The organism is Pilimelia columellifera subsp. columellifera (assembly GCF_039532605.1).
GTDB classification, from domain to species: Bacteria; Actinomycetota; Actinomycetes; order Mycobacteriales; family Micromonosporaceae; genus Pilimelia; species Pilimelia columellifera.
In genome coordinates this window covers 1-25,095 of sequence record NZ_BAAARY010000020.1, presented here as the reverse complement: position 1 = coordinate 25,095, position 25,095 = coordinate 1, and the positions used below count along the sequence as shown (strand labels likewise).

The 25,095-nt window shown below is 70.8% G+C and carries 23 protein-coding genes and 1 pseudogene; 14 read left to right on the top strand and 10 right to left on the bottom strand.

Annotated elements, in window-relative coordinates; translation table 11 throughout:
• Window positions 1-16: 16 nt before the first annotated feature.
• From ABD287_RS16125 to ABD287_RS16090, 8 genes are all read left to right on the top strand, one after another.
• Window positions 17-1,309 carry a M16 family metallopeptidase gene (locus ABD287_RS16125; RefSeq protein WP_344173939.1) on the top strand — a complete coding sequence of 431 codons (1,293 nt, stop codon included), beginning with the start codon at window positions 17-19 and terminating at the stop codon, window positions 1,307-1,309.
• Window positions 1,306-2,649, top strand: coding sequence for a M16 family metallopeptidase (locus ABD287_RS16120; protein ID WP_344173937.1), 1,344 nt, complete (start codon window positions 1,306-1,308; stop codon window positions 2,647-2,649). The genes ABD287_RS16125 and ABD287_RS16120 overlap by 4 nt, the downstream gene beginning before the upstream one ends.
• 109 nt (window positions 2,650-2,758) lie before the next feature.
• Entirely contained in the window at window positions 2,759-5,080 is a 2,322-nt protein-coding gene (locus ABD287_RS16115; protein WP_344173935.1) for a sensor histidine kinase, read from the top strand.
• Between the two features lie 23 nt (window positions 5,081-5,103).
• Window positions 5,104-5,493: a roadblock/LC7 domain-containing protein gene (locus ABD287_RS16110; RefSeq protein ID WP_344173993.1), complete on the top strand. Its 390-nt coding sequence runs from the start codon at window positions 5,104-5,106 to the stop codon at window positions 5,491-5,493.
• On the top strand, window positions 5,483-5,863 hold the full coding sequence (locus tag ABD287_RS16105; protein ID WP_344173933.1) for a DUF742 domain-containing protein: 381 nt from the start codon (window positions 5,483-5,485) through the stop codon (window positions 5,861-5,863). The genes ABD287_RS16110 and ABD287_RS16105 overlap by 11 nt, the downstream gene beginning before the upstream one ends.
• Complete coding sequence (locus ABD287_RS16100) at window positions 5,844-6,446, top strand: GTP-binding protein (RefSeq protein WP_344173931.1); 603 nt, start codon at window positions 5,844-5,846, stop codon at window positions 6,444-6,446. Before ABD287_RS16105 ends, ABD287_RS16100 begins: the two co-directional genes overlap by 20 nt.
• Window positions 6,447-6,559: 113 nt before the next feature.
• Complete coding sequence (locus tag ABD287_RS16095; protein WP_344173929.1) at window positions 6,560-8,281, top strand: substrate-binding domain-containing protein; 1,722 nt, start codon at window positions 6,560-6,562, stop codon at window positions 8,279-8,281.
• 58 nt (window positions 8,282-8,339) lie between these two features.
• On the top strand, window positions 8,340-9,818 hold the full coding sequence (locus ABD287_RS16090; protein WP_344173926.1) for an MFS transporter: 1,479 nt from the start codon (window positions 8,340-8,342) through the stop codon (window positions 9,816-9,818).
• Here the strand turns inward: ABD287_RS16090 and ABD287_RS16085 are convergent.
• Entirely contained in the window at window positions 9,753-10,601 is an 849-nt protein-coding gene (locus ABD287_RS16085) for an MHYT domain-containing protein (RefSeq protein ID WP_344173924.1), read from the bottom strand. The genes ABD287_RS16090 and ABD287_RS16085 overlap by 66 nt on opposite strands.
• A 445-nt stretch (window positions 10,602-11,046) precedes the next feature.
• Here ABD287_RS16085 and ABD287_RS16080 point away from each other — a divergent pair, with 445 nt between their 5' ends.
• The 3 genes from ABD287_RS16080 to ABD287_RS16070 all read left to right on the top strand — a co-directional run bounded on the left by ABD287_RS16080 (window position 11,047) and on the right by ABD287_RS16070 (window position 13,701).
• Entirely contained in the window at window positions 11,047-11,829 is a 783-nt protein-coding gene (locus ABD287_RS16080; RefSeq protein ID WP_425565647.1) for a SigB/SigF/SigG family RNA polymerase sigma factor, read from the top strand.
• Window positions 11,830-11,949: 120 nt separating this feature from the next.
• Window positions 11,950-12,093, top strand: coding sequence for a GPGG-motif small membrane protein (locus ABD287_RS16075; RefSeq protein WP_344173920.1), 144 nt, complete (start codon window positions 11,950-11,952; stop codon window positions 12,091-12,093).
• A gap of 609 nt (window positions 12,094-12,702) precedes the next feature.
• Complete coding sequence (locus ABD287_RS16070; protein ID WP_344173917.1) at window positions 12,703-13,701, top strand: sigma-70 family RNA polymerase sigma factor; 999 nt, start codon at window positions 12,703-12,705, stop codon at window positions 13,699-13,701.
• 64 nt (window positions 13,702-13,765) lie between these two features.
• Here ABD287_RS16070 and ABD287_RS16065 read toward each other — a convergent pair whose 3' ends face one another.
• The 3 genes from ABD287_RS16065 to ABD287_RS16055 form a co-directional block, all read right to left on the bottom strand.
• A complete protein-coding gene (locus tag ABD287_RS16065; protein ID WP_344173990.1) occupies window positions 13,766-14,743 on the bottom strand; it encodes a C40 family peptidase in 978 nt (325 codons plus the stop codon).
• A 216-nt stretch (window positions 14,744-14,959) separates the two neighbouring features.
• The gene (locus ABD287_RS16060) at window positions 14,960-15,289 is read right to left on the bottom strand and encodes a DUF3817 domain-containing protein (RefSeq protein WP_344173915.1); all 330 of its coding nucleotides are present in this window, start codon (window positions 15,287-15,289) and stop codon (window positions 14,960-14,962) included.
• Between the two features lie 28 nt (window positions 15,290-15,317).
• A complete protein-coding gene (locus ABD287_RS16055) occupies window positions 15,318-15,758 on the bottom strand; it encodes a hypothetical protein (RefSeq protein ID WP_344173913.1) in 441 nt (146 codons plus the stop codon).
• Window positions 15,759-15,892: 134 nt separating this feature from the next.
• On the opposite strand from ABD287_RS16055, the gene ABD287_RS16050 reads away from it, so the two are divergent.
• A complete protein-coding gene (locus tag ABD287_RS16050; RefSeq protein WP_344173911.1) occupies window positions 15,893-16,114 on the top strand; it encodes a DUF6158 family protein in 222 nt (73 codons plus the stop codon).
• Window positions 16,115-16,117: 3 nt separating this feature from the next.
• Here ABD287_RS16050 and ABD287_RS16045 read toward each other — a convergent pair whose 3' ends face one another.
• Window positions 16,118-18,130, bottom strand: a complete 2,013-nt coding sequence (locus tag ABD287_RS16045; RefSeq protein ID WP_344173909.1) for an amylo-alpha-1,6-glucosidase — start codon at window positions 18,128-18,130, stop codon at window positions 16,118-16,120.
• A 191-nt stretch (window positions 18,131-18,321) separates the two neighbouring features.
• On the opposite strand from ABD287_RS16045, the gene ABD287_RS16040 reads away from it, so the two are divergent.
• Complete coding sequence (locus ABD287_RS16040) at window positions 18,322-19,419, top strand: glycosyltransferase family 4 protein (protein ID WP_344173907.1); 1,098 nt, start codon at window positions 18,322-18,324, stop codon at window positions 19,417-19,419.
• Between the two features lie 26 nt (window positions 19,420-19,445).
• Here ABD287_RS16040 and ABD287_RS16035 read toward each other — a convergent pair whose 3' ends face one another.
• The 5 genes from ABD287_RS16035 to ABD287_RS16015 all read right to left on the bottom strand — a co-directional run bounded on the left by ABD287_RS16035 (window position 19,446) and on the right by ABD287_RS16015 (window position 24,710).
• Complete coding sequence (locus tag ABD287_RS16035) at window positions 19,446-20,933, bottom strand: D-glucuronyl C5-epimerase family protein (protein ID WP_344173905.1); 1,488 nt, start codon at window positions 20,931-20,933, stop codon at window positions 19,446-19,448.
• Window positions 20,930-22,393, bottom strand: coding sequence for a D-glucuronyl C5-epimerase family protein (locus ABD287_RS16030; protein ID WP_344173903.1), 1,464 nt, complete (start codon window positions 22,391-22,393; stop codon window positions 20,930-20,932). The genes ABD287_RS16035 and ABD287_RS16030 overlap by 4 nt, the downstream gene beginning before the upstream one ends.
• A gap of 168 nt (window positions 22,394-22,561) precedes the next feature.
• A complete protein-coding gene (gene ahpD, locus ABD287_RS16025) occupies window positions 22,562-23,110 on the bottom strand; it encodes an alkylhydroperoxidase, AhpD family (protein ID WP_344173901.1) in 549 nt (182 codons plus the stop codon).
• Window position 23,111: 1 nt separating this feature from the next.
• The gene (locus tag ABD287_RS16020; protein WP_344173898.1) at window positions 23,112-23,663 is read right to left on the bottom strand and encodes a peroxiredoxin; all 552 of its coding nucleotides are present in this window, start codon (window positions 23,661-23,663) and stop codon (window positions 23,112-23,114) included.
• Between the two features lie 96 nt (window positions 23,664-23,759).
• Window positions 23,760-24,710, bottom strand: a complete 951-nt coding sequence (locus ABD287_RS16015; protein ID WP_344173895.1) for a helix-turn-helix domain-containing protein — start codon at window positions 24,708-24,710, stop codon at window positions 23,760-23,762.
• Between the two features lie 174 nt (window positions 24,711-24,884).
• On the opposite strand from ABD287_RS16015, the pseudogene ABD287_RS16010 reads away from it, so the two are divergent.
• Window positions 24,885-24,998, top strand: a pseudogene (locus ABD287_RS16010) (transposase); the annotation flags it as partial.
• Window positions 24,999-25,095: the final 97 nt, after the last annotated feature.

The window sequence follows — 25,095 nt, the reverse complement described above, 5'->3', positions numbered from 1 at the left end:
CGGGCAAGATGGGCGCATGACCGGCTACCCGTGGCCCATCCAGACCACCCGCCTCGACAACGGGCTCCGGGTTGTCGTCAGCCCCGACCACGACGCCCCGGTGGTGGGCGTCAACCTCTGGTATGACGTCGGCTCGCGGCACGAGCCCCCCGGGCAGACCGGGTTCGCGCACCTGTTCGAACACCTCATGTTCGAGGGCTCGGCGAACGTCGCCAAGACCGAGCACATGCGTGCCGTGCAGGGTTCCGGCGGCACCCTCAACGCCACCACCAACCCGGATCGCACCAACTATTTCGAGAGCGTGCCGTCCGAGCACCTGGAGTTGATGCTCTGGCTGGAGGCCGACCGGATGGGGGGCCTGGTCCCGGCGCTGACCCAGGAGACGCTGGACAACCAGCGGGACGTCGTCAAGAACGAGCGCCGGCAGCGGTACGAGAACGTCCCGTACGGCGACTTCTGGCTGCGGCTGCTGCCGCTGATGTACCCCGCCGGGCATCCGTACCACCACGCGACGATCGGCTCGATGGACGACCTCAACGCCGCCACCCTCGACACGTTCCAGGCGTTCCACGCCACCTACTACGCCCCGGACAACGCCGTGCTCACCGTCGCCGGGGACGCCGAGCCGGAGCGGGTCTACTCGCTCGCTGAGCGGTACTTCGGTCGCATTCCCGCCAAGGGCGGCTTCCCGCCGCCGCCGGATGGCCACGACCCGGCGCCGTTGGCCGGACCGGTCCGCGAGGACGTCACCGCCGAGGTCCCGGCGGCCCGGATCTACCTGTCGGCGCGCACCGCGCCGTTCGGCCGGCCCGAGTACGACACGGCCACGGTGCTGGCGGCGGTGCTCGGCGCCGGTCGTGGCGCCCGGCTGTACCAGCGGCTGGCTGAGGGCGTCCGGATCGCCCAGCCGGACTACGTGGCCGCCTACGGGATCGACCTGGCCCACGCGCCCGCCCCGGTCATCGCCACCGTCACCGCCCGTCCGGGAGTGGACGGCGACGAGCTTGAGGCGGGCCTCGTGGGCGCGATCGACGAGGTCCTCGCCGACGGGGTCACCGCCGCGGAGGTCGAGCGGGCGCAGGCCCTGCTCACCTCGTCGTGGTGGCGGCAGACGCAGACCGTCGCCGGGCGGGCCGACGTGCTCGGCCGTTACGCCACCCAGTTCGGCGACCCGGCCCTGGCCGGGCAGCGGCTGCCGGCGCTTCAGGCGGTGACGGCCGAACGCGTCTCGGCGTTGGCCGCCGAGGCGCTGGCGCCCGACCGCCGGATCACCGTGCGGTACCTGCCCGAGACGAAGGAGAACCGATGACGCTGGTGTCCGAACGTCCGGGGCCGGGTCAGGCCCGGCCGTACACGTTTCCGCGCATCGTCCGGCTGCGGGTTGCCGGCGGGCAGGTATTGGCCGCCCACCTGCCCGGCCGTCCGCTGGCTGTCGCCGCGCTGCTGCTCGACGCCGGGGCCAGCCGGGAGCCGGACGGCCGCGAGGGCACCGCCTCGGTGTTGCTCAAGGCCATTGAGGAGGGCACCGCGGTCCGGGACGCCACCGCGTTCGCGCTGGCCATGGAGCGGCTCGGCGCCTCGCTGTTCACCAGTGTCGACTGGGACAGCGCCGCCGCTGGCGTCGAGGCGCCGACCGACCGGCTGCTGGCCGCCGTCGGACTCCTGGCCGAGGCGGTGCGTACGCCTCGGCTGGACCCGGACGATCTCAACCGGGTCCGCGACGACGAGGTGTCGGCGCTGCGGATGGAGTGGGCCAACCCGGGACCGCGGGCCGACGCGGCGCTGCGGGCCGCGCTCTTCGGCCACCAGCGGCCCGGTCGGCCGGCGCACGGCGACCCCGACTCGGTCGCCGGTCTCCGCGTCGAGGATCTGAGCGCCTTCCACGAGCGGTGGCTCCGCCGACCCGGCGTGCTGCTGGTCGCCGGAGATCTGGACCGGCTCGACCTGTCCTCGCTCGGGTCGGTGGCGTTCGCCGGCACCGGCGAGCCGACCACACCGGAGTCGGGGCTGGTCGGCGCCGAGCTGGCCGGTTCCCGGCGGATCATCCTCGTGGACCGGCCCGGGGCGGTGCAGTCGACGCTGCGGCTGGGCCATCTCGGCCCGCACCGGGCCCACCCCGACCACGTCCCGGTGACACTCGCCGGCACGGTCCTGGGCGGAGCGTTCACCTCGCGGCTCAACCACCTCATCCGCGAGGTGCGCGGTTACACCTACGGCATCCGGGGCGAGTTCGTGTTCAGCCGCCGGTTCGGTCGGTTCACCGTGAGCACGTCGGTGCAGACGGCGGTGACCGGGCCGGCCCTGGCGGACACCGTCGCCGAGATCGTCCGGACCAGGGCGGAGGGCGTCACCGAGGACGAGCTGGCGGTCGCCCGGACCTGGCGGGCCGGGCAGCTGTCGGTGGAGATGCAGACCCCGGCCGCCATCACCGACGCCCTGGCGACCCTGGTGACGCACGACCTGCCCGATGACTACCACGCCATGCTGCGTGAGCGTCTGCTGTCGACCTCGGTGGCTGACGCGTCGCGGGCGGCCTTGGCGCACCTACGCCCCGACGACCTGGTGATCGTGGTCGAGGGTGACGCCGCCGTGGTGCGCGCGGACCTGGCGTCCACCGGCCTCGGCGAGGTGGTCGACGCCGTCGGCTAGCGCCGCGCGTGAAGCTACGGCACGGTGTCAAGCCTCGCGGACCGGGCTGTGATGAACCTATGATGTCGATGGCTCTGTCGATACTTTGTGGACGGCTTGTTGAGGTCCGATGAATACCCGCAACTGGTCGATCCGTTCGAAGATGATCGCCCTGCTGGTGGCGCCAGTGGCGGCGATGCTGCTGCTGTGGGGTTACGCGGTGTCGTTGGCGGCCAGGCCGGCGGTCCAGCTGCTGCGCTTTGAGACGCTGTCCGAGCAGGTCGCCGAGCCGGCCGAGCGCCTGGTCACCGAGCTGCAGCGGGAGCGTCAGCTCTCGTTGGTCTACCTCGGTGGGCAGAGTCCGCTGCCGTCGATGGACCAGCACCGGGACAACACCGACCGGGCCGCCGCCGTGTTCCGTCGGCTGTCGTCCGATCCGGACGCCCGCGATGCGCTGCGCGGCGCCGCGGTGGGCCGGTTGGCTGAGGTGCACGTCGTCCTGGACTCGCTCGCCTCCGGCCGGGCGCTCATCGACCGTCGGGAGGTGAACCGGGTCGGCGCCCTGGCGGTGTACACGGTGATCATCGACGCGGTGTTCCAGCTGCTTCCGGCGATCGCGGCCGTCGGGGACCAGGAGCTGGGCCCCCGGGCCCGGTCGTTGATCAGTCTGAGCCGGTCCCGGGAGCTGTTGGCTCAGGAGGACGCCCTGGTGTCCGGCGCGCTGCGGGCCGGCCGTTTCGTTGACGACGAGGCGAGCAAGGTCAGCCAGTTGATCGGCCTGCGACGGCTGCTGGCCGGCGACGCGGCGGCGGCGCTGCCTGAGTCAGGTCGCGCGGGTTTCCGGGCGTTGACGACCAGCCGTGCGGCCACCGACCTGGTTGCCATGGAGGACGTTCTGGTGGCCAGGGCCCGCCCCAACGAGGCCCCGCCGGTGGAGACACGGCAGTGGCGCGAGGCGGCGGGCGGCGTGGCCGCGGCAGCCCGGGCTTTCGAGGTCGGCCAGGCCCGAGCGGTGGCCGCGCAGGCCGAGCCGATCGCGGTGCGGATCGTCCTGAGGCTCGCTCTCGCCGGCATCCTGGGCCTGCTGGCGTTGCTGGCCACGATCCTCATCTCGGTGCGGATCGCCCGGTCGGTGCTCGACCGGCTCGGTCAGCTTCGGCAGGCCGCGTTGGAGCTGTCCGGCGAGCGCCTGCCCGGGGTGGTGGCGAGGCTCAGGCGGGGCGAGGAGGTGAACGTCGCCGAGGAGGCGCCGGCGCTGTCGTACGGGCCGGACGAGTTGGGGGAGCTGGGTCGGGCTTTCGCGCAGGTGCAGCGCACGGCGGTGCGGGCGGCGGTCGACGAGGCGGCGTTCCGCAAAGGCCTCAACGATGTGTTCCTCAACATCGCCCGCCGTAACCAGACGTTGCTGTACCGGCAGCTGGCGCTGCTGGACGCGATGGAACGCGACGCCATCGACCCGGACGTGCTGGCCGATCTCTTCCGCGTCGATCATCTGGCTACCCGGATGCGCCGGCACGCGGAGGATCTGGTCATCCTCGCCGGAGCGCGCCCGAGCCGGGGCTGGCGGGAGCCGGTGCCGCTCGTCGATGTGATCCGCGGCTCGGTGTCCGAGGTGGAGGACTACGCCCGGGTCGATGTGCGGGCGGGGGCAGCCGTGGCGGTGGTCGGGCGGGCCGTCGGAGATGTGATCCATCTGTTGGCTGAGCTGGTGGAGAACGCCACGTCGTACTCGCCGCCGCAGAGCCGGGTCCGGGTCAGCGCGCAGGCGGTGCCGTCGGGGGTCGCGATCGAGGTCGAGGACCGGGGCCTGGGCATGTCGGCGGAGGCGTTGGCGGACGCCAACGCGCGGTTGGCGTCGCCGCCGGAGTTCGAGCCCGCCACCAGCGCGCGGCTGGGTCTGTTCGTGGTGGCCCGGCTCGCGGCCCGGCACGGCGTGGCGGTGCAGTTGCGGCAGTCCCCGTACGGCGGGGTGACGGCGGTGGCGCTGCTGCCTCCGTCGTTGGCGGTGACCGATGAGGCCGGTGCGGTGGCGGCTCGGGCGCCGGCTCAGGTGACGCGCCGGGACGGCCGGCTGTGGGCGGTGCCGGACGTGGCGCTGCCGCGCCAGCGCATGCCGTCGGGCGCGGCGGCACTCCCGGTCGGCGCGGCCCGGCCGGACGGGCGGCGGCCGTCGGCGCCGGCGGAGGTGTCGGCGGAGGTGTCGGCGGACGGGCTGCCCAAGCGGGTCCGGCAGGCGAGTTTGGCGCCGCAGTTGCGCGCCGACGTCACAGCGTCAGGGCCCACGGGGGCGTCCGGCTCGGCGGCGGAGCCGACCGAGCCGCTCGCGCTCCCGGGTGGACGCACCCCGGCGCAGGTGCGACAGCTGATGTCAGAGCTACAGTCGCAGACCCGCCGGGGTCGGGCGGACGCGGTTCGGGGATTGCCGGCGGGGCCGGGCGAGGAGGAGCAGTGACGCGACCACGGCGGCTGGACTGGATGGTCGAGGACCTGACGCAACGGGTGCCTTCGGCCCTACACGCCGTGGTGTTGTCGTCCGACGGGCTGCCGATCGGCGTTTCCAAGGGTCTCACCCGCGAGGATTCCGAGCACCTGGCCGCTATGGCCGCCGGGTTCCAGGGGCTGGCCCGCAGCGCCAGCCGCCAGTTCGCCGCCGGTGAGGTGCGCCAGACGGTCGTGGAGATGGACGAGGCATACTTCTTCGTCAGCGCGGCCGGGCAGGGAGCTTGTCTGGCGGTGTTGGCCGGCGCCGACGCGGACATGGGCGTGGTGGCGTACGAGATGGCGATGCTGGTCGTGCGGGTGGGCGCGGACCTGAGCGCGCCCACCCGGACGCGGCCGGAGGAGGCTGACGGCGATGTCGGGTAGACCCGTGGACGCGACCTGCTGGGACCGGGACGCCGGTCCGGTGGTGCGTCCCTACACACTGACCCGTGGTCGGACCCGGTCGGAGTCGATCCGCTTCGACGTGGTGTCGGTGGTGCGGGCGGCCCCGCTGGGCGGGGCGCTGACGGTGGACCTCCAACCGGAGCACCTGGCCATCCTGGCGGCGGCGGTGGCGCCGATCACCGTCGCGGACCTGGCCGCTGACCTTGATCTGGCGTTGGGCGTGGTCCAGGTCTTGCTGGGAGATCTGGCGGCGGAGCGCCTCATCGCGCTGCACGAGGCTCCCCGGTTGGGGCGGTTGCCCGACGAACACGTTCTCAAGGCGGTGGTCAATGGGCTTCGGGCGCTCTGAGCACGGGGTTCCGCTGGCGTTGAAGATCCTCGTCGCGGGTGGCTTCGGCGTTGGCAAGACGACCCTGGTCGGCGCGGTCAGCGAGATCCGTCCGCTGCACACCGAGGAGGTGTTGACCAGCGTGGGGGTCGACACCGACGACACGTCGGGCATCGAGCAGAAGACGACGACCACGGTGGCGATGGACTTCGGCCGGATCAGTGTCGGCTCGGACATCGTCCTGTACCTGTTCGGCACCCCGGGGCAGGACCGGTTCTGGTTCCTGTGGGACGAGCTGGCGCATGGCGCGTTGGGCGCGGTGGTGTTGGCGGACACCCGACGGTTGGCGGACTGCTTCCCGTCGGTCGACTACTTCGAGCGTCGCGGGACGCCGTTCCTGGTGGCGGTGAACTGTTTCGACGGCGAGCAGCGGTTCGCCGCGCAGGCCGTCCGCAACGCGCTGGATCTGGACCCGGAGGTCCCGGTGGTGTTGTGTGACGCCCGGGACCGTCGTTCGAGTAAGGATGTGCTCATCACCCTGGTCGAGCATGTGATGGACCAGGTGGCCCGCTCGGATGTGACGTCAATGGCTCGACAGCCCTGATGACCAGCCGTTTCGGCGTGTTATCACGAACTAACAGATAGATAGATCTCTATTCGATAACTGTTGCGGCCCACCTCTGGCTACCGGCTGGCGGCGGCCGGACCATCAGGCTCGTGCCAGGCCGTCACCAGCTCCGTTCCTACTCGCCCGCGGTTGTCGCCGCGGTCGTGGGGGTCGCTGTCGTGGTCGGCGGCACCTGGGCTGTGGTGGCGGCCAATCCGGGCCCCGACTGTCGCGGCCAGGCCCGGCTGCGGGTCGGCGCCGCCGCGCAGATCGCCCCCGCCGTTCAAGCCGCCGCCGACCGCTGGACGGTCGACGGGGCCGAGGTGAACGGGCTGTGTGTCGCGGTTCAGGTCGTCCAGGCCGACCCGGCCGAGGTCGCCGGCGCCATCGCCGCCCGGCACGGTGTCATCCTCGACAGCCTCGGGGCGCCGAGCGGCGTCGCGTCCGTCCCCGATGTCTGGATTCCCGATTCGTCGACCTGGCCGGCACGTCTCGCCGCCGCGATCGACGGCTTCCCGCCCACGGCCGACCCGGTCGCGCAGAGCCCCGTCGTGCTGGCCATGCCGGAGCCGGTAGCCCGCCGGCTCGGTTGGCCGGGCAACCAGATCAATTGGCAGACGGTGGTCGGCCAGCTTGCCGTCGACGACCCGCTGAGCCTCGGCGTGGTCGAGCCGAGCCGCGACGCCGCCAGTCTCAGTGGCCTGTTGGCGCTGGCGCGCGCGGGCGGTGACGCCGCCTCCGCCGGTCCCGCCATGGCGCGGGCGATGCGCGCGCTGGCGCAGGGCCGGGCGTCGGACCCGGCCACGTTGCTGAAGCGACTCACCGCCGCGGCCGGCGACCCCCGCCCCGGCATCGGGGCAGCGCCGTTGGCCGAGCATCAGGTGATCGGCTACAACGCTGCCAACCCCTCGACGCCCCTGGCCGCGGTGTACCCGCAGCCGGCTGCCGGCGCGCTCGACTACCCGTACGTCGTGCCGCAGGGCATCGATCCGATCCGGGCCGGCGCGGCCCAGGGCCTGCGTCGGGCCCTGGCCGGCGCCACCTTCAGCAAGGCGTTGGGTCGGGTGGGTCTGCGGTCGGCCGACGGGGCCACCCCGGTCGGTTTCATCACCCCGACCGCAGCGCCCACCAAACCGGCCCTGGCTGCCGGCGGGGCCGGGCAGGCTGCGGCGATCGATCGTGTTTTGGCAACCTGGACGGCGGTGACCCAGCCGGCCCGGATGTTGACGGTCTTCGACATGTCCGGCTCCATGCTGCAAGCCGTTCCCTCCGCGGGCGGGGCGACCCGGTCCGAGGTCACCGCCGAGGCCGCGCGGCGGGGGCTGGCGCTGTTCGACGACTCCTCGTCGATCGGCACCTGGATGTTCTCGACCAACCTGGACGGCTCGCGCGACTACCTGTCGGTGCTGCCCGTCCGGCAGCTCGACGACGCGCACCGGGCCGCGGCGGCGAAGGCCATCGACGGCCTACGCCCGAACGACGGCGGCGGCACCGGCCTCTATGACACGACCTTGGCGGCCTACCGAACGATGATCGAGGACTGGCAGCCGGGCCGGATCAACTCCGTCGTCGTGTTCACCGACGGCCGGGACGAGGACGCGAACGGACTTGAGTTGTCGGAGCTGCTGCGGCAGCTGCGTCGGCTGGCCGACCCGGACCGTCCGGTGCTGATCACCATGATCGGCATTGGACGCGACGCCGATCAGAGCGCGCTGCGACGTATCAGCGACGCCACCGGCGGCTCGACCTTCGTCACGGACGACCCGGCCAAGATCGGGGAGATCTTCCTGCGGGCGATGGCCCAGCGGGCGAGCGCCCGCCCGGCTGGCTGACCGGCCGGTGTCGGCGGGTCGCTGGCAGCGGCGCTGCCCAGCGGTCACAGTTGACGACATGTCGTCGCCTGGTTGGCTACCGCGTGCCTGGCGGGCATACACGGTTGCCGCCTTCGTCGCTCTGTCCTGTCTGGACAACGTCGCCATCGGGCTGGTTCCGCCGTTGCTGTCGCCGATCAGCGTGGGCCTGGGCGTCTCCGAGGCCGCCGTCGGCGTGGTGGCCGCGGTGTCGTTCCTGGTCACGGCGGTCGCGTCGGTCGGCTGGGCGTACGCCGGCGACCGGCTCGACCGGCGGCGGTTGCTGGTTGTGGGCACGCTGGTGTGGTCCGGCGGCGCCGCGGCGACCGCGAGCGCGGACTCGTTGCCGTGGTTCGTCGTCGCGCAACTGCTCACCGCGGTGGGACTCGGAGCTGTCGGCTCGGTGGGTTTCTCGGTCGTGAGCGATCTGGTGCCGCCCCGCCGGCGTGGGCTGGCGTTGGCGTTCTGGGGCCTGGGCCAGGGAGTCGGTACCCTGACCGGCACCTTGTTGAGCGGCCTGCTCGGCGCTCGCGACTGGAGCCGGCCGTTCCTGGCGCTGGCCGTCGCTGGGGTGGTCGCCGCTGCGGCGTATGGCCTTAGCGCGCCGGTCCCCCGCGGCGGGTCCGAGCCTGAGCTTGCGGCGTTGTTCGCCGCCGGCGGCAGTTACGAACAGCGGATCGGGCCCAGGGATCTGCCGTCGATCCTCGGCCGACGGACGAACGTCTGGCTGATCGCCCAGGGTCTGACGGCGCAGGCGGCGCTGGGTTCGATGGTGTGGCTGCCCCGGCTGTTTCAGGCCAGGGCACAGGAGCAGGGGTACGACGAGCCGACCGCGATCGTCATCGGCAGCGTGTTCGCCACCGCTTTCCAGCTCGGCGGCGCGTTGTCGCTGGTCGGGGGAGCGATCGGGGACCGGCTGGGGCGGCGGGACCCGGCGGCGCGGCTGCGGGTGGCCGCGATCGGCGTGCTCGGCGCGGTCCCGCTCTATTTGTTCGTGCTGTTCCTCCCGATGAGGGTGACGGTGGTCCCGGGGTCGGCCACCGCGGTCGCCGGGCAGGTCCTGGCGAGCCTGGTCACCGAGCCTACGGCGGCGCTCACGTGGGGCCTGGCGGTGTTGGCTGTCGGCCTGACCTCGGCGAACTCGCCGAACTGGTTCGCCTCGATCGTCGAGGTGAACCCGCCTGAGCACCGAGGCACGGTCTACAGTCTCGGCAATCTGGTCAACGGCGTCGGCCGGTCGGCGGGCGCCGCCGTGGTCGCCGCGTTGACCCGAGGTCTGGCCGGGGTGGCGCCGGGGCCGTTGGGTATCGCCGCGGCGTTGGCGGTCTGCCAGTTGCTGTTCGTTCCTACGGGGTGGATGTATCTGCGGGCGGCGCGATCGTGTCGGGCGGACGCGTGGTCGGTGCGGACGATGTTGCGGGACCGCGCCCGACGGGCGATGCCGCCCGCGGCGTCACCGGACCCGGGTGTGCTCGGCGGTGGGCGCAGCCATGGCGGCGGCGAGCGTGACCTGCCGTAGCGTCCATGCGGCGTCAGGGTTGTCCTTCTGTTCGGGACGGGCGCGGTCGAACTCCTCCTCGGTCATGGCCTGGAGCGCGCTGAAGAAGATGCCAATGAGAGCGGCCGCGGCCAGCAGCGTGATCGGCACGATCATGGTGAACGGGTTGATGCCTTCGACCGGGCCGGCCATCGGCGAGAGTTTCACCTCGATCGCCGCCATGCCGGTGTAGTGCATGCCGCATACGGCGACGCCCATCGTGGTGGCGGCGCCGATGATCGGCCCCCAGCCTCGGACGGTGGTGGCGAACCACAGCGCGGCGGTGGCGGCGACGACCGCCACGATGGCCGAGGCGATCACGAGGGCGGGGTCGAAGCTGATCTCGCCGCCGAGCCGTACCCCCCACATGCCGGTGTAGTGCATGCCGAGCACGCCGAGGCCGGTGAAGACGCCGCCGCCGATGATCCGGGACGGTGGGGTGTCGTTGCGCCAGCCGACCAGGAACAGTCCCACGGCCACCGGGATGACGCCGAGCGCCATGCTGACGAGGGTCATGGTGAGGTCGAAGCGCATGGCGGCGTCGGGGACCTCGAAGCCGAGCATGGCCATGAAGTGCATGAGCCAGATTCCGGTGCCGCCGATGGAGACGGCGGCGATGCCGAGCCACCGGGCCCGCCGGCCGGGGCTGTGGGAGTCGCGGGCCCGGGCCGTGCACACGAGCCCGAGCAACGACCCCAGGAACGCCATCAGGAAGGCGACGACAGGGTTGAACCAGCCGTACGTGAAGTGGTGGATCTCAGCCATGGGACACCTCGGGGGTTGGGCGCGCGCGGTGCGGACCTGGGAGCCGGCGCACTGCGTTGGCGGGCGTGGCGCCGCCGGCGCAGCGTGCAGATAGGACAGTAAGTCATTCACCCATAGCGGTGGATGTGGGCGTCGCACATCTGGTGCGGCATCGGCCTTCCGGATGGACCGAGGGGTGAAATTTCCATGACGCACGAGCAAACGTGTGCCTGTTTCGGCTGCGTTCCTGCGGCTTTCGTCCAGCTTTTCTCGTATATTGCAAGGTTTATGCATCGTACTTTCGGCTAGATTTTTGGGGGCCGATTGGTTTATGGTTCGGGGGCCAAACGGTTACTGCCGGGCGGGCCAGGCGTCATCGGTCCGGTCTGGCGGTTGGAGAGGCGAGCCACTGCGGGGGCGCTGGCACGCGACATGGGAGGAAAACACCGTGACCGCGACCGAGACGTTGCACAAGACCCAGGACAGCCTCCGGCAGGCCGCCCAGGACCGCGCCACCGAGAATCTCGCGCTGCTGGCCTCGCTGCCCCCGCAGCACCCTTCCCGGTCCGCGCTTCGCGATCAGGTCATCGAGGCCTACCTGCCCCTGGCGCAGCACCTCGCGAACCGGTTCGCCGGACGGGGAGAGCCGATCGACGACCTCATCCAGACGGCGAACATCGGCCTCATCAAGGCGGTCGACAAGTTCGACCCGAGTCGCGGCGTCGAGTTCGCCGGCTACGCGATCCCGACCATCCTCGGCGAGGTCAAACGGCACTTCCGTGACCGCACCTGGGACATCCGGGTGCCCCGTCGCCTTCAGGAGCTGCGACTTCGCCTCACCGAGGCGACCGGGGCCCTTCAGCAGACCCTCGGACGCTCGCCGACTGTCGCCGATCTGGCGGCCCACCTCCAGGTCAGCGAGGAGGAGATCCTTGAGGGGCTGGAAGGCGCCCGGGCCTACAACGCCGTCTCCCTGTCGACGCCCACCAGCGACGGCGACCGCGCCACCGAGCTGGGCGACATGCTCGGCGGCGAGGACGCCGAGTTCGAGGTCACCGAACTGCGGGTCGCCCTCGGCCCGGCGCTGGGCACCTTGGAGAAGCGCGAGCAGCGCATCCTCATGCTCCGCTTCTTCAGCGGCATGACCCAGTCCGAGATCGCCGCCGAGATCGGCGTCTCCCAGATGCACGTCTCCCGGCTGCTCGCCCGATCCCTCGCCAAGCTTCGCGGCCAGCTGGACGAGTTCTAGAGCCTCCCTCCGGCGGATCGCCATCGGAGGGCACGTCGAGGGCGACGCGAGTCTGGTTTCGGGCCCGCGTCGCCCTCGATGTTCGGTTTAGCGTCCGGGGGCCTGGGGGATTAGGCATTCATGGATACGATTCTTTGGCTTCTCGCGGTGATTCTGGTGGTCTCGGGCATCTTCGCCCTGTTCCGTAGTCAGGTGCTGTGGGGCATCGTCCTTATCGTGGTCGGTCTCCTGGTCGGGCCGGGCGGGGTCAGCATGTTCAGCTAGCGACGGGTTACGGCGGGCCGGCAGCGGAGAATGATCCGTCGCCGGCCCGCCGCGTTGTGAGGCCCTTCGCCGCACCTGGTGTGCGACGACTGATCGACGGAGCGGGCCAGACTGCCGCCTGGCTGGTGATCGACCTGGAGCGCCGTCGTTGCGGTCCGGGGGCGGCCGACGACAGGCGGCTTCTGGAACTCCGCAGCTGTCCGGGTCGGCCGCCGATCATTAGTGCGAACGAGGCGTCCGCCCGCCGGTGGTCGGCAGTTCGGTCACCGATTCATGGTCGCCGAGCTGGGCCGGTGGGTATGACACCTCTCCGGAGTGAACTTTTAGCCGGATGCCCCCGTACCAACGGAAGTGACGCGTGTCGCATTGCCGCAGTCTGGGGAGTTGATGTGCCCATCACGCTGAAGGCCATTTGTCAGGTAAGTCAGGTATCAGCTATCCGATTTGAGTATTTTCGTCCAGCGTCGGCGGCAGCAAACAGCCAGCTCGCTCTCAGGGAGCATCCAGGTCTGCGTGACACCTTCATGCAGGAGCACCGGAATCACCGCGTCGAGGTGACCGTTGAGTAAGTCAGCGGCCACGGCGCCGCGAGGCACCGGGGGAGGACTGATGGTCGTGGCGAACGCGAGGCGCAACAGCAAGAACGTGAGCGAGGACATCGTGGAGACCCGAGTGAAAACCACCTTGCGTACCGACGAGGTTGCCGAGGAGCGCGACCTGGTCGGCGTCTACCTGCACGAGATCTCCCGCACAGCCCTGCTGGACGCCGTGCAGGAGGTCGACCTGGCCAAGGCCATCGAGGCCGGACTGTACGCGGAGCACCTGCTCGACCGTGGCGTCAGCCGGCATGGCGCCACCGAGCAGGAGCTGGAGGAGCTGGCCGAGGCCGGCGACCGGGCCAAAGACCTGTTCATCCGGGCCAACCTGCGACTGGTCGTTTCGATCGCCCGCCGGTACGTGCGCAGCGGCATGCCGATGCTCGACCTCATCCAGGAGGGCAACACCGGTCTGGTGCGTGCCGTCGAGAAGTTCGACTACGAGCGCGGCTTCAAGTTCTCCACCTACGCGACGTGGTGGGTCCGGCAGGCGATCTCCCGGGCGATCGCCCAGCAGGAGCGCACCGTCCGGCTTCCGGTGCATCTGGTCGAGGACGTCAACCGGATGCGCAGCGTCGCCCGGCAGCTCACCCGTGAGCTGGGCGGCGACCCGGAGCCGGAGCAGCTGGCCAAGGCTCTCGGTGTCACCGTCGAGCGGATTACCGAGCTGAAGCGCTGGTCCCAGGACACTGTGTCCCTGGACACGCCGGTAGGCGACGACGGCGACACCAACCTCGGCGACCTGGTCGCCGACAGCAACGCGCCGTCGCCGGAGGACCTGGTCCTGTCGGCGCTGGAGCGTCAACGTATCGAGGGGTTGCTCAACCATCTCGACGACCGTTCCGCCGGCATCATGCGGGCCCGGTACGGACTCGACGACGGCCGGGAGCACTCGCTCACCGAGGTCGCCTCGCGGTTCTCGTTGTCCCGGGAGCGGATCCGTCAACTGGAGATCCAGGCGCTCGGTCGGCTCCGGGAGCTGGCCCGGGCCGAGGGGTTGCAAGCCGCCTGATCGAACAAAAAGGATGGTCGACACCGGTTCCCACGGTGTCGACCATCCTCTTCTTGGTGACCGGTCAGCGCACCCGGCCGAAGCCGTAGGGCGACATCATGTCAACGCTGGACAGCTTCACCGTCTCGCCGAACGTGGGCGCGTGGATGACCTTGTTGCTGCCCACGTAGAGACCGACGTGACCCAGGTCGGAGTAGAAGACCAGGTCGCCCGGCTTCAGCTCGGAACGCTTGATCTTGGCGACCTTGTTGAACTGCATCCGCGCGTTGTGCGGCAGGCTCTTGCCAGCCTGACGCCAGGCCGCCAGCGTGAGCCCGGAGCAGTCGTAGCCGCTGGGGCCGTCGTCGGCGAACTTGTACGGCTTGCCGATGGCGTTGTAGGCGAAGGTGACAACCTTGCCCGCCTGGCCGGAGACGGCCGGGATCTTGCCCTGGTAGCCGCCGCCGGACTCGTTGTCCTTGCCGAAAACCTTGCGCCGCAGGGCATAGAACTTGTCAAGATCCTTCTTGATCTTCGTCCGGCGGGAGGTTACCTCCGTGAGCTGGGCGTTCTGGCGGGCCAGGGTCGCCTCAAGCTCCTGTTTCCGGGTCGCGTGCCGCTGTTCGGCGGCGCCGAGGGTGGAGACAGCCGTCTGCTGCTTGCGGGCCATCTGGTCCATCGCGCTCAGCTTTTCGATCATGGTGTGACGCTCGCTGTCGTCGAGCATCATGTTCAGGCCCTGAAGGCCACCACCCCTGTACGCCTTGGCCGCGACCTCGGCGACCTCGCCGCGGGCGACCGTCACCTCGGCTGAGAGGGCTGGCAGCTGCTTGTTGATCGCATCGATCTTCGCCTCGGAAACCTTGATCTCCTCGCGGACCTCGTTGAAGTCCTCGGTGACCTTCTTCAAGGATGCCGACTGGCTGGCGATCTGTTGCTGCAACTCGGCACGGGTCGGCTCGGCGACCGCGACGCTGGAATCAACGCCCAGGGCCAGGCTGGCCAGCAGGACCGTAGCGGCCGAGCGGCGGAGATGGAGGTGCTGCTGTCTCGGGGGCTTCATGGTCACGCCAGAGGTCCTTTGACAAATGTCATCCGATGGACCGGCGTCACCCCCGGGGAGCGACTGACAACCGGGCCGGTGCCGCAAAGCTAGCCGCGCCACAAGCCCGGTGACAGGGGCTGAACGTATTCCATTCGTTATCCAGGGACCAGTTTTCCAGATGTGCTGGGCAGCGCGTTATCGGCCCGTTGCACAGTGCGTTCGAAGAGCGCTGACCTACGCCGCCGGCACCGGCTCGGGAGTTGATTCCCGCACCCACCCGGTGACAACCCGCTCGCCGTAGAAGGAGAAGAACGGAACGGTGCCCGCGAGCATCGCCAACGCCATCCGCCGCAAACCCCAGCCCCCACGCCGGGCCAGGTCGAACGTGGCGACCAGATAGGCCATGTACAGGAACCCGTGCACCGGGCTGACGATCGTCACGACCGTCTCGTCCCGGCCCAACACGTCGAGGTACTTCATCGGCATACCGACCACCATGAGCACAATGAGCACCACACCGACGACATAGGCGATCGCCCGGTAACGGGTAAGGGCAGCGGCCACGGGGTCCGTCCTCTCGTCCGGCAGCGGGTCAGCCGGGATAGTCGGCCGCGCGGGCGCCGGGGTTGGCGGCCAACCAGGCCAGGTAGCGGTTGTACTCGTCGACCTCGCGGTCGGGCTCCGACGCCCCGGCCGCGGTCACGTCGGTCGCGGTCACAGCAGGCGCCAGCAGGGCGACCGGGTCACGCGCGGGCCGGCGTCTGGTCACCACCGGGGCGCGGAAGCCGTCGGCGAGCGTGGGCGTCGGCGCCGCGGCGCGGTCCGTGCCGCGCAGCTCCTGCCGGACCTCACGCCACCACAGATACCCGACGAACGCCGCGAACACCGGCCACTGGATGGTGTAACCCCAGCTCAGGGCGTTACCGGATGAGGCCCGCTGGTACTGCCACCAGCCGAGCCCGAGGAACCCCGGCACCACGAGCAGGACCAGCCCGTGCCGGGCCAGCCAGGCTGGGGACAGCAGCCGACGCATGGCACGAGAGTAGCGGCGCCGCCGAAGCGGCCACCCAGGCGGGTTTCGGCGCCGCCAGGCACGGGCAACCGCTGAACGCGCAGCAACGGACGCGGCACACCGACGACGCGGCACAACACACGACGGAGGACCCGATGACCTTCGAGGCCGAGCTCGGCATCGACCCGGCGGCGCTCAGCCACGACGACCTGCTCCGGGAGATCCGCAGCCTCCACCGTACCCGTCTCGACACGCTCCGCCACGGCTCCGAACCGGCCTGGGACACCCACCTGCGCCGCACCGCCGAGCTGGAGACCGAGTACCGTGCCCGGCACCCGGCCCGCGAAGTCGACCCGCACCGGCTGCGGCACGACTGACCCTCAGCGGGAGGTGTGCTCCCCGACAGCGTCGGCGGCGCCCCACCGCCCCGGCACCCCACGCAGCGCCAGATAGCCGATCCGGTCCGGCAGGAAAGGGTCTACCGACAAGCCCTCGGCCGTCGGCTCCAACCCCAACAGCACCCGCAGCAACAGCAGCGGCGCCCCGGTCGCCCACGCCTGCGGCGAGCACGCCGTCGGGTAGACCACCGGCACCTCGGTGGTGCGCCGGGGGTATCCGGCGAACGCCTCCGGCAGCCGGAAGCCGACGTGCCTGGCGGCATCCAGCAGCCCCACCGCCAGTCGGTTCGCCTCCACCCGACGGTTGTACCGGTACAAGCCGGCGGCGATGAGCGCGGTGTCGTGCGGCCAGACAGTGCCGTTGTGGTACTCGATCGGGTTGTACGCCTGCTGCCCGTCGGCGAGGGTGCGCACGCCCCAGCCGGTGAACAACTGCTCCCCGCACAGGTGGGTGACCAGCGCCCCCACCCGCTCCTCCGGCACGATGCCGCTCCACAACAGGTGCCCGATGTTCGAGGTGAGGGTCCGGACCGGATTCTTGTCCCGGTCCAGGGCCAGCGCGTAGAAGCCCAGATCGTCCAGCCAGAACGCGGCATCGAACCGGCGTTGCAGCTCGTCCGCGTCGGAGTCGAGCTGGTCGGCGTAGGCCGGGTCGTCCCACACCGCCCGCGCCAGCCTGGCCGTACGCCGCAACGCGTCGTAGGCGTAGCCCTGGATCTCGCAGGTCGCGATCGGCGGCTGCGCCATGGTGGCGTCGGGCAGCACGATCGAGTTCCAGGAGTCCTTCCAACACTGGTTCTCCAGCCCGACGCCGGGGTTGCGGGTCTGGTACTCGATGAAGCTGTCACCGTCGGCGTCGCCGTGCTCGCGCATCCAGGTCACCGCGGCGCGGGCCGACTGCTCCAGCTCACGCACCGTCTCGACGTCACCGGTCCACCGCTCGTACTCGTCGAGCACGATGAGGAACAGTGGCGTCGAGTCGGCGGCCCCGTAGTACGGCGACTGCGGGCGCTCGCGGAAGTGCGCCATCTCGCCGAGCCGCAGCTCATGCAGGATCTTCCCCGGTTCGGCGTCCCGCATGTCGTCCATCTCGGTGGCCTGCTGCGCCGCCAGCGCCCGCAGCGTGGTGCGGGCCATCTCTGGGACGAACGGCAGCGCCTGGTAGCTGGCGATGAGGCTGTCGCGGCCGAAGACCGCCATGAACCAGGGCAGGCCGGCCGCCGGCAACGACGCCGGGCTGGTCGGGTACGGGTAGAACCGCAACGCGGCCAGGTCGACGATGCTGCGCCGGTAGGTGGCCTTGAGGTCGTGCCAGTCGGTCTCCAGTCGCGGCGCGGCGGCCAGCCACTGGGGCAGACTGGCCGGCATGTCCGGGCTGTGCGCCCGTTTCGGCAACGGGCCGCCCGCCGCGATCGCGACATCGACCTCGATAAGCCCGTGCCAGCTCTCCCGGGGCTCCAGGGCGAGCCGGAAGGTGAGCGACTCCTCGGTGAAGAAGGCGCCCGGCGCGCGCAGGTAGGTCTCCCGGCAATAGTCGTCACGACGATAACCGAGAGTAAGGATATCGCCCTGTTGGCTCCGGTAGTGGCTGCCCTTCTTGCTGAGTCCGTCCTTGACCTCGAAGATGTCGGCGAAGTCCGCCCCGAACAGGAAACTAAGCTCCAGATGCAGGGTCTTCACGCCATGGTTCTGAAGCTCGATCTCCTCCCGCATCCCCCGGGCGACCTCCCGTCGCCTGATCACTGAAAGTGACGGGTTGCGGTAGATGGTGCCGGTCGGCTCGACGAGGAAGAACGCGGCTTCGTCGTACTCGATCGTCTTTGCGGACAGCACGTCCAACTCGCGGCCGTTGAGGCGCAGCTCCCACCGGGAGAGGTGGCGCACGTCCCGGTAGAACAGACCCACCGCGGCGTCGCGGCCGGCACGGAAGTCGCCACGGCGGTCGCAGACCACGAACGCGCTTCCCTGCAGAATGCTGATGGTCTCGTCGGGCACGGGATCCTCCTCCGGCGGGGTGTTTCCGGCGGTACGCGCCATCTGTGGTTACTTCATACCTTGCCGTGCCAAGGGTTCCGGGCCAAGTGCCCAATTCGGGGAAGCGATACAGCCGAGCCTCGAATCCATCATATTTTGGTGGTATCGCCGCGCCTCGGGGGATGGTCGCGGCGCAGGAGGTGCGTCAAACGATGGAGATCGAATCCGCAAACGAACGCCCGCTGAGAATCGCGATGGTCGCCCCACCCTGGTGTGAGGTTCCGCCGACCGGATACGGGGGCCTCGAACAAGTCGTCGCCTCCCTCACCGACGCGCTCGTCGAGCGCGGCCACCACGTCACCCTCTTCGGGGCCGGCGAACGCTCCAGCACCCGGGCCACCTTTGTGAGCACCGGGCCGATCCAGTACGACGCGATGAACTGGGCGCTGCCGGAACTGGACCATGTGGTGCGTGTCAACGAGATGATCGACCGTGGACGCTTCGACATCGTCCACGACCACACCAACGTCGGCCCGGTCACCGCGCCGCAGCGCAGCGTCCCGACCGTCGTCACCGTGCACAACAACCCGCGTGGACAGCTGGGCTCCTACCTGTCCCGGCTGGACCGCCGGGTCGGGCTGGTGGCCATCTCGTACGCGCAGCGCCGGCTCGCGCCGTACCTGCCCTGGTCGGCGGTGGTCCACCACGGAATCCCGGCCCAGGGCTCAGCCCGACTCACCCCCGGCGACGGGCCGGTGCTGTGGCTGGCCCGGTTCTGCCCCGACAAGGCGCCCGAGCTGGCGATCACCGCCTGCCGCGAGGCGGGCGTGCCGCTGGTGCTCGCGGGCAAATGCCTGGAGGACGGCGAGAAGCGGCACCTCGACGAGGTCGTCCGGCCGTTGCTCGACGACGACGTCGAGCTGGTTGTCAACGCCGAACGGCAGGTCACCCAGGAGCTGATCGGGCGGGCCCGGGCTCTCATCATGCCGATCCGCTGGGAGGAGCCGTTCGGGATGGTGCTCATCGAGGCAATGGCCCAGGGCACCCCGGTGGTCGCCCTCAACCGGGGCGCAGTCCCGGAGGTCCTCACCCACGGGGTCACCGGCTTCATCTGCGACCGTCCCGAGGACCTGCCGGGCGCGCTGCGCCGGGTCGGCGACCTGGACCCGGCGGACTGCGTGACGCACGTCCGGGAACGCTTCTCGCCGGACCTCATGGCCCGTGGGTACGAGCAGGTGTACCGGTGGGCCAACCACCGCGTGCCCGTCATCGCCAGCGAGACGCCCGCAGCCCCGGCCGCCATGGGCTGAGCTGACGCCGACCGTTAGCGGTCGGCTCAGGCCAGCGCGTCCGGGCCGGAGAGCCGGACCCACGCGCCGGCGAGCGAACCGGCGGCCAGCTGCCCGAAGCGCCGTCCGTCCCACCAGCCCGTGGCGCGGACGAGCGCCAGCCGGCCCGGGTCGCCCACCAGGTCGGCCCGCCCGTCGGCGATCCAGTAGGCCGCCGACGGGCCGGCCCCGGTCAGCCGGCGCGGCAGGCTGTACGTGGTGATCGCCACCACGGTCGTCATCGTGGACCGTCCCGTGATCTCCCGGGCCCACCGGCCCGTCAGCGGGCCCTTGGCGATCCGGTAGTAGACGCCGTCGCCGCTGCGCCGACGACGGTCCGCGGTGGCCGTCGTCGCGTCGAAGATGTGGGTTCTGCCGGCCGGCTGGACGCCGTCGGCGGTCAAGTGGTAGAGCTGGTGGCGGCCGGGAGCGAACCGCACCGGCGCCGTCACCTGCGGGGTGGGGAAGTCCTGCGCGAGCAGGTCCGCCCAGCGGGCGAACGTCGGCTGACCGGTCAGCGCATGTAGGCGCAGCAACTGCTGGACGTGGATCGCGTGGTAGCCCTCGTGCGGTCGCCGGCCGCGCAGCGAGTACCGCGACGCCGACCCGGGAGCCCGGAATCCACGGGGCAGCCAGTGCTCGACAGTGGTGGCCGCGCCGTCGAACAGCGCCGCGGCGTCCCGATCGCCGGTCAGCCTCCAGTAGTCGTACAGGCCGAACGCGGCGGCGATGTGGCCGTTGAGCACCTGCTCGCTACGCTCGGGCGGCGTGCGCGGGTACTCCTCCAGCCACAGGTGCCCGGACCCGTCCACCCAGGTCGCCCACGGCCCATCGTCGGTCGGGCCCAGCGTCAACGAGCCGAAGATGTCGTCAGCAGACCGCCGCCAGGTGGGATCGCCGGTGACCAGCGCCAACCGGGCGAACAACGACAGCGCCCGGCCCTGCGCCATGCCCGAGTGCCACGGCGGCGCCAGCGCGTCCCCGGGGACGCCGTACAGGTCGAACCCGAAGCGGTACGGCAGCCACCGGGTCCCCCGGTCCGGCACGCCGGTGTCCCGGACCCGCCTGGCCTGGAGCAGCGCCCGGTCCAGGAACCACCGGTCCCCGGTCGTCAGGTAGGTCTGTAGCAGCTGGATGCCGTACTGGCCCTGGAAGACCGGGTGGTCATAGGTCCGGCCGTCGGCGCCCCGGAACACCCGCACCCCGGCCTCGTCGACCAGGCCGACGTCCCGGCGGCTGGGGACCGTCTGCGGGTACGGCAGCGCCGCCGCCGGCGCCGCCACCGGCAGGTGACCGGCGCGCCGGAACAGCAACAGCTGCCGGGGGCCGGGCGACGCCGAACCCGCCCCGGTGGGCTGCGGGCCGGTCTGCGGCGCCGGCGTCGCCGTGACCGCCGGCAGCCGCACCCAGCTCACCTGACCCGCCGCCCCAACCACGAGCGCCGTGGCGGCGGCGCCCACCAACCAGCCGACGCGGCCCGTCGTGCTGGCTCTCACGCCAACGTCGCCCGGGCCGACAGCGGAACCCAGTGCCCAGCCAGCGGACCGGACGACACCAGCACGCAGCGCAGCCCCCGCCACCAACCCAGCGCCGACACCGGGTACGTCACCGTGGCGCCCGGCCGGGTGCTGCGCGAGCCGGCCCGCCGGTGGGCGCCATCGAACCGGTAGCCGACGTGGACGCCCGGCCGTAGCCGCGCCTGACGGGAACCCAGGTGGTCGAACCGGCCCACCACCCCGACCATGATGCTGTGCCCGGTCAGCTCCCGCACCCAGCGACCCCGGAACGCGCCTGTCGCCATCCGGTAGTAGACGACGCTGCCGACCCTGCGTCGCTGGTCCGCCATGGCGGCCGAGGCGCGGGTGAACCGCACCGGCCGCGTCGGTCGCATCGTCTCGCCGTACCGGGTGAACGGCACCTGCCGGCCGGCCCGGAACGTTACCGCGCGCCGCACGTCAGGGCGCGGGAAGTCGCTGTGTAGCGCCTCCCCGAGGCCGGCGAAGGTCCGCACCCCGGTCAACGCGTGCAGGTGTCTCAGCTGGTTGACGTGAATGTGGTGGTAGCGCTCGCTGCGGGTGCGGGTTCGCAGCGAGTACGCCGACACTCCACCCGGGACCCGGAACCAGCGGGGAACGTAGACGGCGGCGGTGGTCGCGGCGCCGTCGAACAGCGCCGCCGCGACGGCGTTGGCGGTGAGGCGCCAGTAGTCGTAGAGGCCGTAGAGGGCGAACAGGTGTCCGTTGAGGACGCGTTCGCGCTGTGCCACCGGGTACCGGGGGAACTCCTCCAGCCACAGGTAGCGGTTCGCGTCCTGCCAGGTCACCCACGCGGTCGTCGGCGCCGGCGGCCTGGTCAATGACAGGAAGGTGACATCGGCGGCGGCCCGCCACGACGCGTCCCCGGTGACGGCGGCCAGCCGGATGAACAACGACAACGCCTGGCCCTGGGCCATCGCCGAGTACCACGGCGGCCGCATGAGGTCGGCGCGGTTGCCCGCGAGCGGGAACACATACCGGTACGGCAGCCACCACGCCCCGCGCGAGCTGCGGTGGATGGCGACCAGCCGCCGCGCCTGCCGCTTCGCCCGGTCGAGGAACCAGGGGTCGTTGGTGACCTGATATGTGTAGAGCAGCTTCAGCCCGTACTGGGCCTGCGCCACCGGGTGTTGGAAGATCCGGCCGTCCCGGGCCCGGTATACGCGGACGCCGGCGCTGTCGACCAGCCCGAACGGCCGTCGGGGGCTCACGCCCTCGTCGTGGTACGGCAGCGCCGCGAACGCGACGGCCCGGGGCCGGTACCCGTTGCGGCGGTAGCTGGTGATGAGCTGCTGGCCCGCGCCGGCTGCCGGCGCGTCCGCGGTGGGCGCGGCCGTACGGGTTGGGGCGGCGACGGGGCGTGGCGGCTCGGCGCCCGGGGCCGAGGTCGCCGGCAGCGTCGCGGCAGCGACGACACTCACGCCTGTCACGATCGACTGCCACACGCCGCACCCCCGACCCGCCGGCGCTAGGCAGCCGGCGTCCGGGGGATGATAACGGCGTCAAACCATGACATTGGTGATCAAATCGCCGGTGATCAGCGGTTTCACCCGTCCGCAGGGACGGCCTCGACCCCCTGCGGACGGGTGTCAGCCGGGACTGAGCGCCGCCTCGGCGTCCAGTGTCACCGCCGCGGCGTGTACGACCGCGGCGATGCGCAGCGACTCGTGCACCTGGTCGCGGGAGAAACCCGCGGCCCGGACCGTCTTGTCGTGCGACTCCAGACAGGCGCCGCAGCCGGTGACCGCCGAGACCGCCACGCACCACAGCTCGAAGTCGGCCTTGTCGACTCCGGACTCGCGCGGCGCCGTCGCGATGGCCTGCATCCGCAGCCGGGCCGGCAGCGCCAGGTACTCGTCGTCGCCGATGAGGTGCTTGGCCCGGTAGTAGATGTTGTTCATCGCCATCATCGTGCCGGCCGCCTTCGCGGCCTCGATGACCTCGGCCGGGACCTTGGTCGCGGCCTCGGCGCAGAGGCGCCGCAGCACCTCGGCGTTGCGGGACGCGAACGCGCACGCCACCGCCGCCCCCCACGCCTGGACGGGGGTCAGCGTGGTGGCGTCCAGCACCGAGCCGAGATTGAGCCTGATGTCCCTGGCGTACGCCGGCAGCGCCGCCTTGAGAGCGTCCAGGGCCATCTCAGCCGGCCAGCAACTTGGCTGAGTCGAGCGTCTCGCCGCCCTTGTTCCAGTTGCACGGGCACAGCTCGTCGGTCTGGAGGGCGTCGAGGACCCGCAGCACCTCGGCGACGTTGCGGCCCACCGACCCGGCGGTGACCATGGCGAACTGGATCTCGTTGTTGGGGTCCACGATGAACGTGGCCCGCTGTGAGACGCCGTCCTCGCCGAGGACGCCGCAGGTCTCCGACAGCTCCCGCTTGATGTCGCTGAGCATCGGGAACGGCAGGTCGCGCAGGTCGGGGTGGGCCTTACGCCAGGCGTGGTGGACGAACTCGTTGTCGACGGAGACGCCGAGGACCTGGGCGTCGCGGTCGGCGAACTCGCCGTTGAGCCGGCCGAACTCGGCGATCTCGGTGGGGCAGATGAACGTGAAGTCCTTGGGCCAGAAGAACACGACCCGCCACTGACCCTGGTGGGACTTGTGCGTCAGCGTCTCGAACGCCTTGTCCGCGTCGAGCGCGACGCAGGCGGTCAGTTCGTACTCGGGGAAGTGGTCACCAACAGTGAGCACGGGGGCCTCCTCGGCGGGTTGTATTCTGGATTCGTTCCAGATTATTGCCTGCCGTCTCCGGGGCGCCGGCAGGCCACGCCGTGGCTGTGACAGCGATCACTCGTGCGCCCGCCCTGACTGGTCACCCCAGTCCCAGGCCACCCCGACGAGGCCCGGCTCGACCCGCGACGCGGCGATGTGCACGCTCCGGTGCGGACCGATCGGCATCTCCTCGCGAAACCGGTCCGGGCCACCCTCCTGCGGTCGCTCGAACCGCCAGACCAACACCGGCAGCCGCGTCGCCGGGAACCTGATCTGCACCACCATGTGCTGCGCCGGAAACCGCACAGACCGGAAGTACTCCTTGGCGGGCGCCGGTCGGGCGTCGTTGACGCAGTACCGGATGATGTGGCTCTGGCCGACCTGCAGCAGGAAGTCGAAGACCAACTCGGCGATGATCAACCCCGACTCCTGGTCCCGGCGCAACCGGCCCACCCGGCAGCCGTCCATGGCGCTGATGCTCATCAGCTCCGTGTCGCAGCCCGGGTCGCCCCAGTAGATCGCCACATACCTGTCGGTGGGCTGATGGGCCTCGACCACATGGGTCGACTCCACGGATCCGACTCCGCCGTCGTCCGCCACCGTCACCACGTCGTGAGAGCTGAGCAGATGCAGCCGGCCGTCGTGCGCGCCGAGCGAGGAGAGCAGGCTCACCAACGCGTCCGGGGTCTGGAAGATGTCGGCGTACCGCTTCGCTCCGCGCGGAAGGCCCGCGCCCTGCCCCCGCGGGCGGCGCGGTCCCAGCAGCACCAGCAACGACTGCGGCGGCAGACCGAGGATCTGCTCAAGCGCGGTGACCGCCCGGAGCGACTCGCTGCGTTCCGGGCGACGCTGGCCCGACTGCCAGTAGCTCAACGTGCCCAGTCCAACATGCACGCCGGACTCGTTGAGCCGGTGCTGGAGCCGCTGCAACGGCAGCCCACGCGCCTTGATCGCCTCGCGAAGGGCGACGTGGAAGGGGCCCGTGCGAAGCGCCGCTGCCAGGCCAGGTTCCACGAGGTCCTCCACAATTGTGAATATTCACAATACTTAGCGTCTGTGGGCCCATGATGGCAAGGGCGGAGAGTTCCGCGACAGGGTCCCGAACGGCCGAAACCTTCGCGGCGTTCACGGTAGTCCCACGACGGTGGTGAACGTCGTTGCCTTCGCGGCCGATGCTGGTCATCGTGATTTGAATAACGCATGTCCGTGACGCTGCGCTCGAACAGCAACATCGTGTTCCAGTGCGCCTTCCACGTGGTCTGGTGCCCGAAGTACCGGCGCCGGGTCATCGACGGACAGGTGGAAGATCGCCTACTGAGGTTCTTGGGTCAGGGTCCGGCTTGGTCAGGGTGGCGCTAGTCCGGTGGCGTTGAGGAATCCGTTGATCAGTCCGGGCCGGTACTGCATGGTT

Bases quoted from the DNA above. Each gene is read 5' to 3' on its own strand.
- ABD287_RS16120 (WP_344173937.1), top strand. From the start codon at position 1,306: ATGACGCTGGTGTCCGAACGTCCGGGGCCGGGTCAGGCCCGGCCGTAC.
- ABD287_RS16105 (WP_344173933.1), top strand. From the start codon at position 5,483: ATGTCGGGTAGACCCGTGGACGCGACCTGCTGGGACCGGGACGCCGGT.
- ABD287_RS16085 (WP_344173924.1), bottom strand. From the start codon at position 10,601: ATGGCTGAGATCCACCACTTCACGTACGGCTGGTTCAACCCTGTCGTC.
- ABD287_RS16090 (WP_344173926.1), top strand. From the start codon at position 8,340: ATGTCGTCGCCTGGTTGGCTACCGCGTGCCTGGCGGGCATACACGGTT.
- ABD287_RS16125 (WP_344173939.1), top strand. From the start codon at position 17: ATGACCGGCTACCCGTGGCCCATCCAGACCACCCGCCTCGACAACGGG.
- ABD287_RS16050 (WP_344173911.1), top strand. From the start codon at position 15,893: ATGACCTTCGAGGCCGAGCTCGGCATCGACCCGGCGGCGCTCAGCCAC.
- ABD287_RS16075 (WP_344173920.1), top strand. From the start codon at position 11,950: ATGGATACGATTCTTTGGCTTCTCGCGGTGATTCTGGTGGTCTCGGGC.
- ABD287_RS16070 (WP_344173917.1), top strand. From the start codon at position 12,703: ATGGTCGTGGCGAACGCGAGGCGCAACAGCAAGAACGTGAGCGAGGAC.
- ABD287_RS16110 (WP_344173993.1), top strand. From the start codon at position 5,104: ATGGTCGAGGACCTGACGCAACGGGTGCCTTCGGCCCTACACGCCGTG.
- ahpD (WP_344173901.1), bottom strand. From the start codon at position 23,110: ATGGCCCTGGACGCTCTCAAGGCGGCGCTGCCGGCGTACGCCAGGGAC.
- ABD287_RS16065 (WP_344173990.1), bottom strand. From the start codon at position 14,743: ATGAAGCCCCCGAGACAGCAGCACCTCCATCTCCGCCGCTCGGCCGCT.
- ABD287_RS16100 (WP_344173931.1), top strand. From the start codon at position 5,844: ATGGGCTTCGGGCGCTCTGAGCACGGGGTTCCGCTGGCGTTGAAGATC.
- ABD287_RS16115 (WP_344173935.1), top strand. From the start codon at position 2,759: ATGAATACCCGCAACTGGTCGATCCGTTCGAAGATGATCGCCCTGCTG.
- ABD287_RS16055 (WP_344173913.1), bottom strand. From the start codon at position 15,758: ATGCGTCGGCTGCTGTCCCCAGCCTGGCTGGCCCGGCACGGGCTGGTC.
- ABD287_RS16040 (WP_344173907.1), top strand. From the start codon at position 18,322: ATGGAGATCGAATCCGCAAACGAACGCCCGCTGAGAATCGCGATGGTC.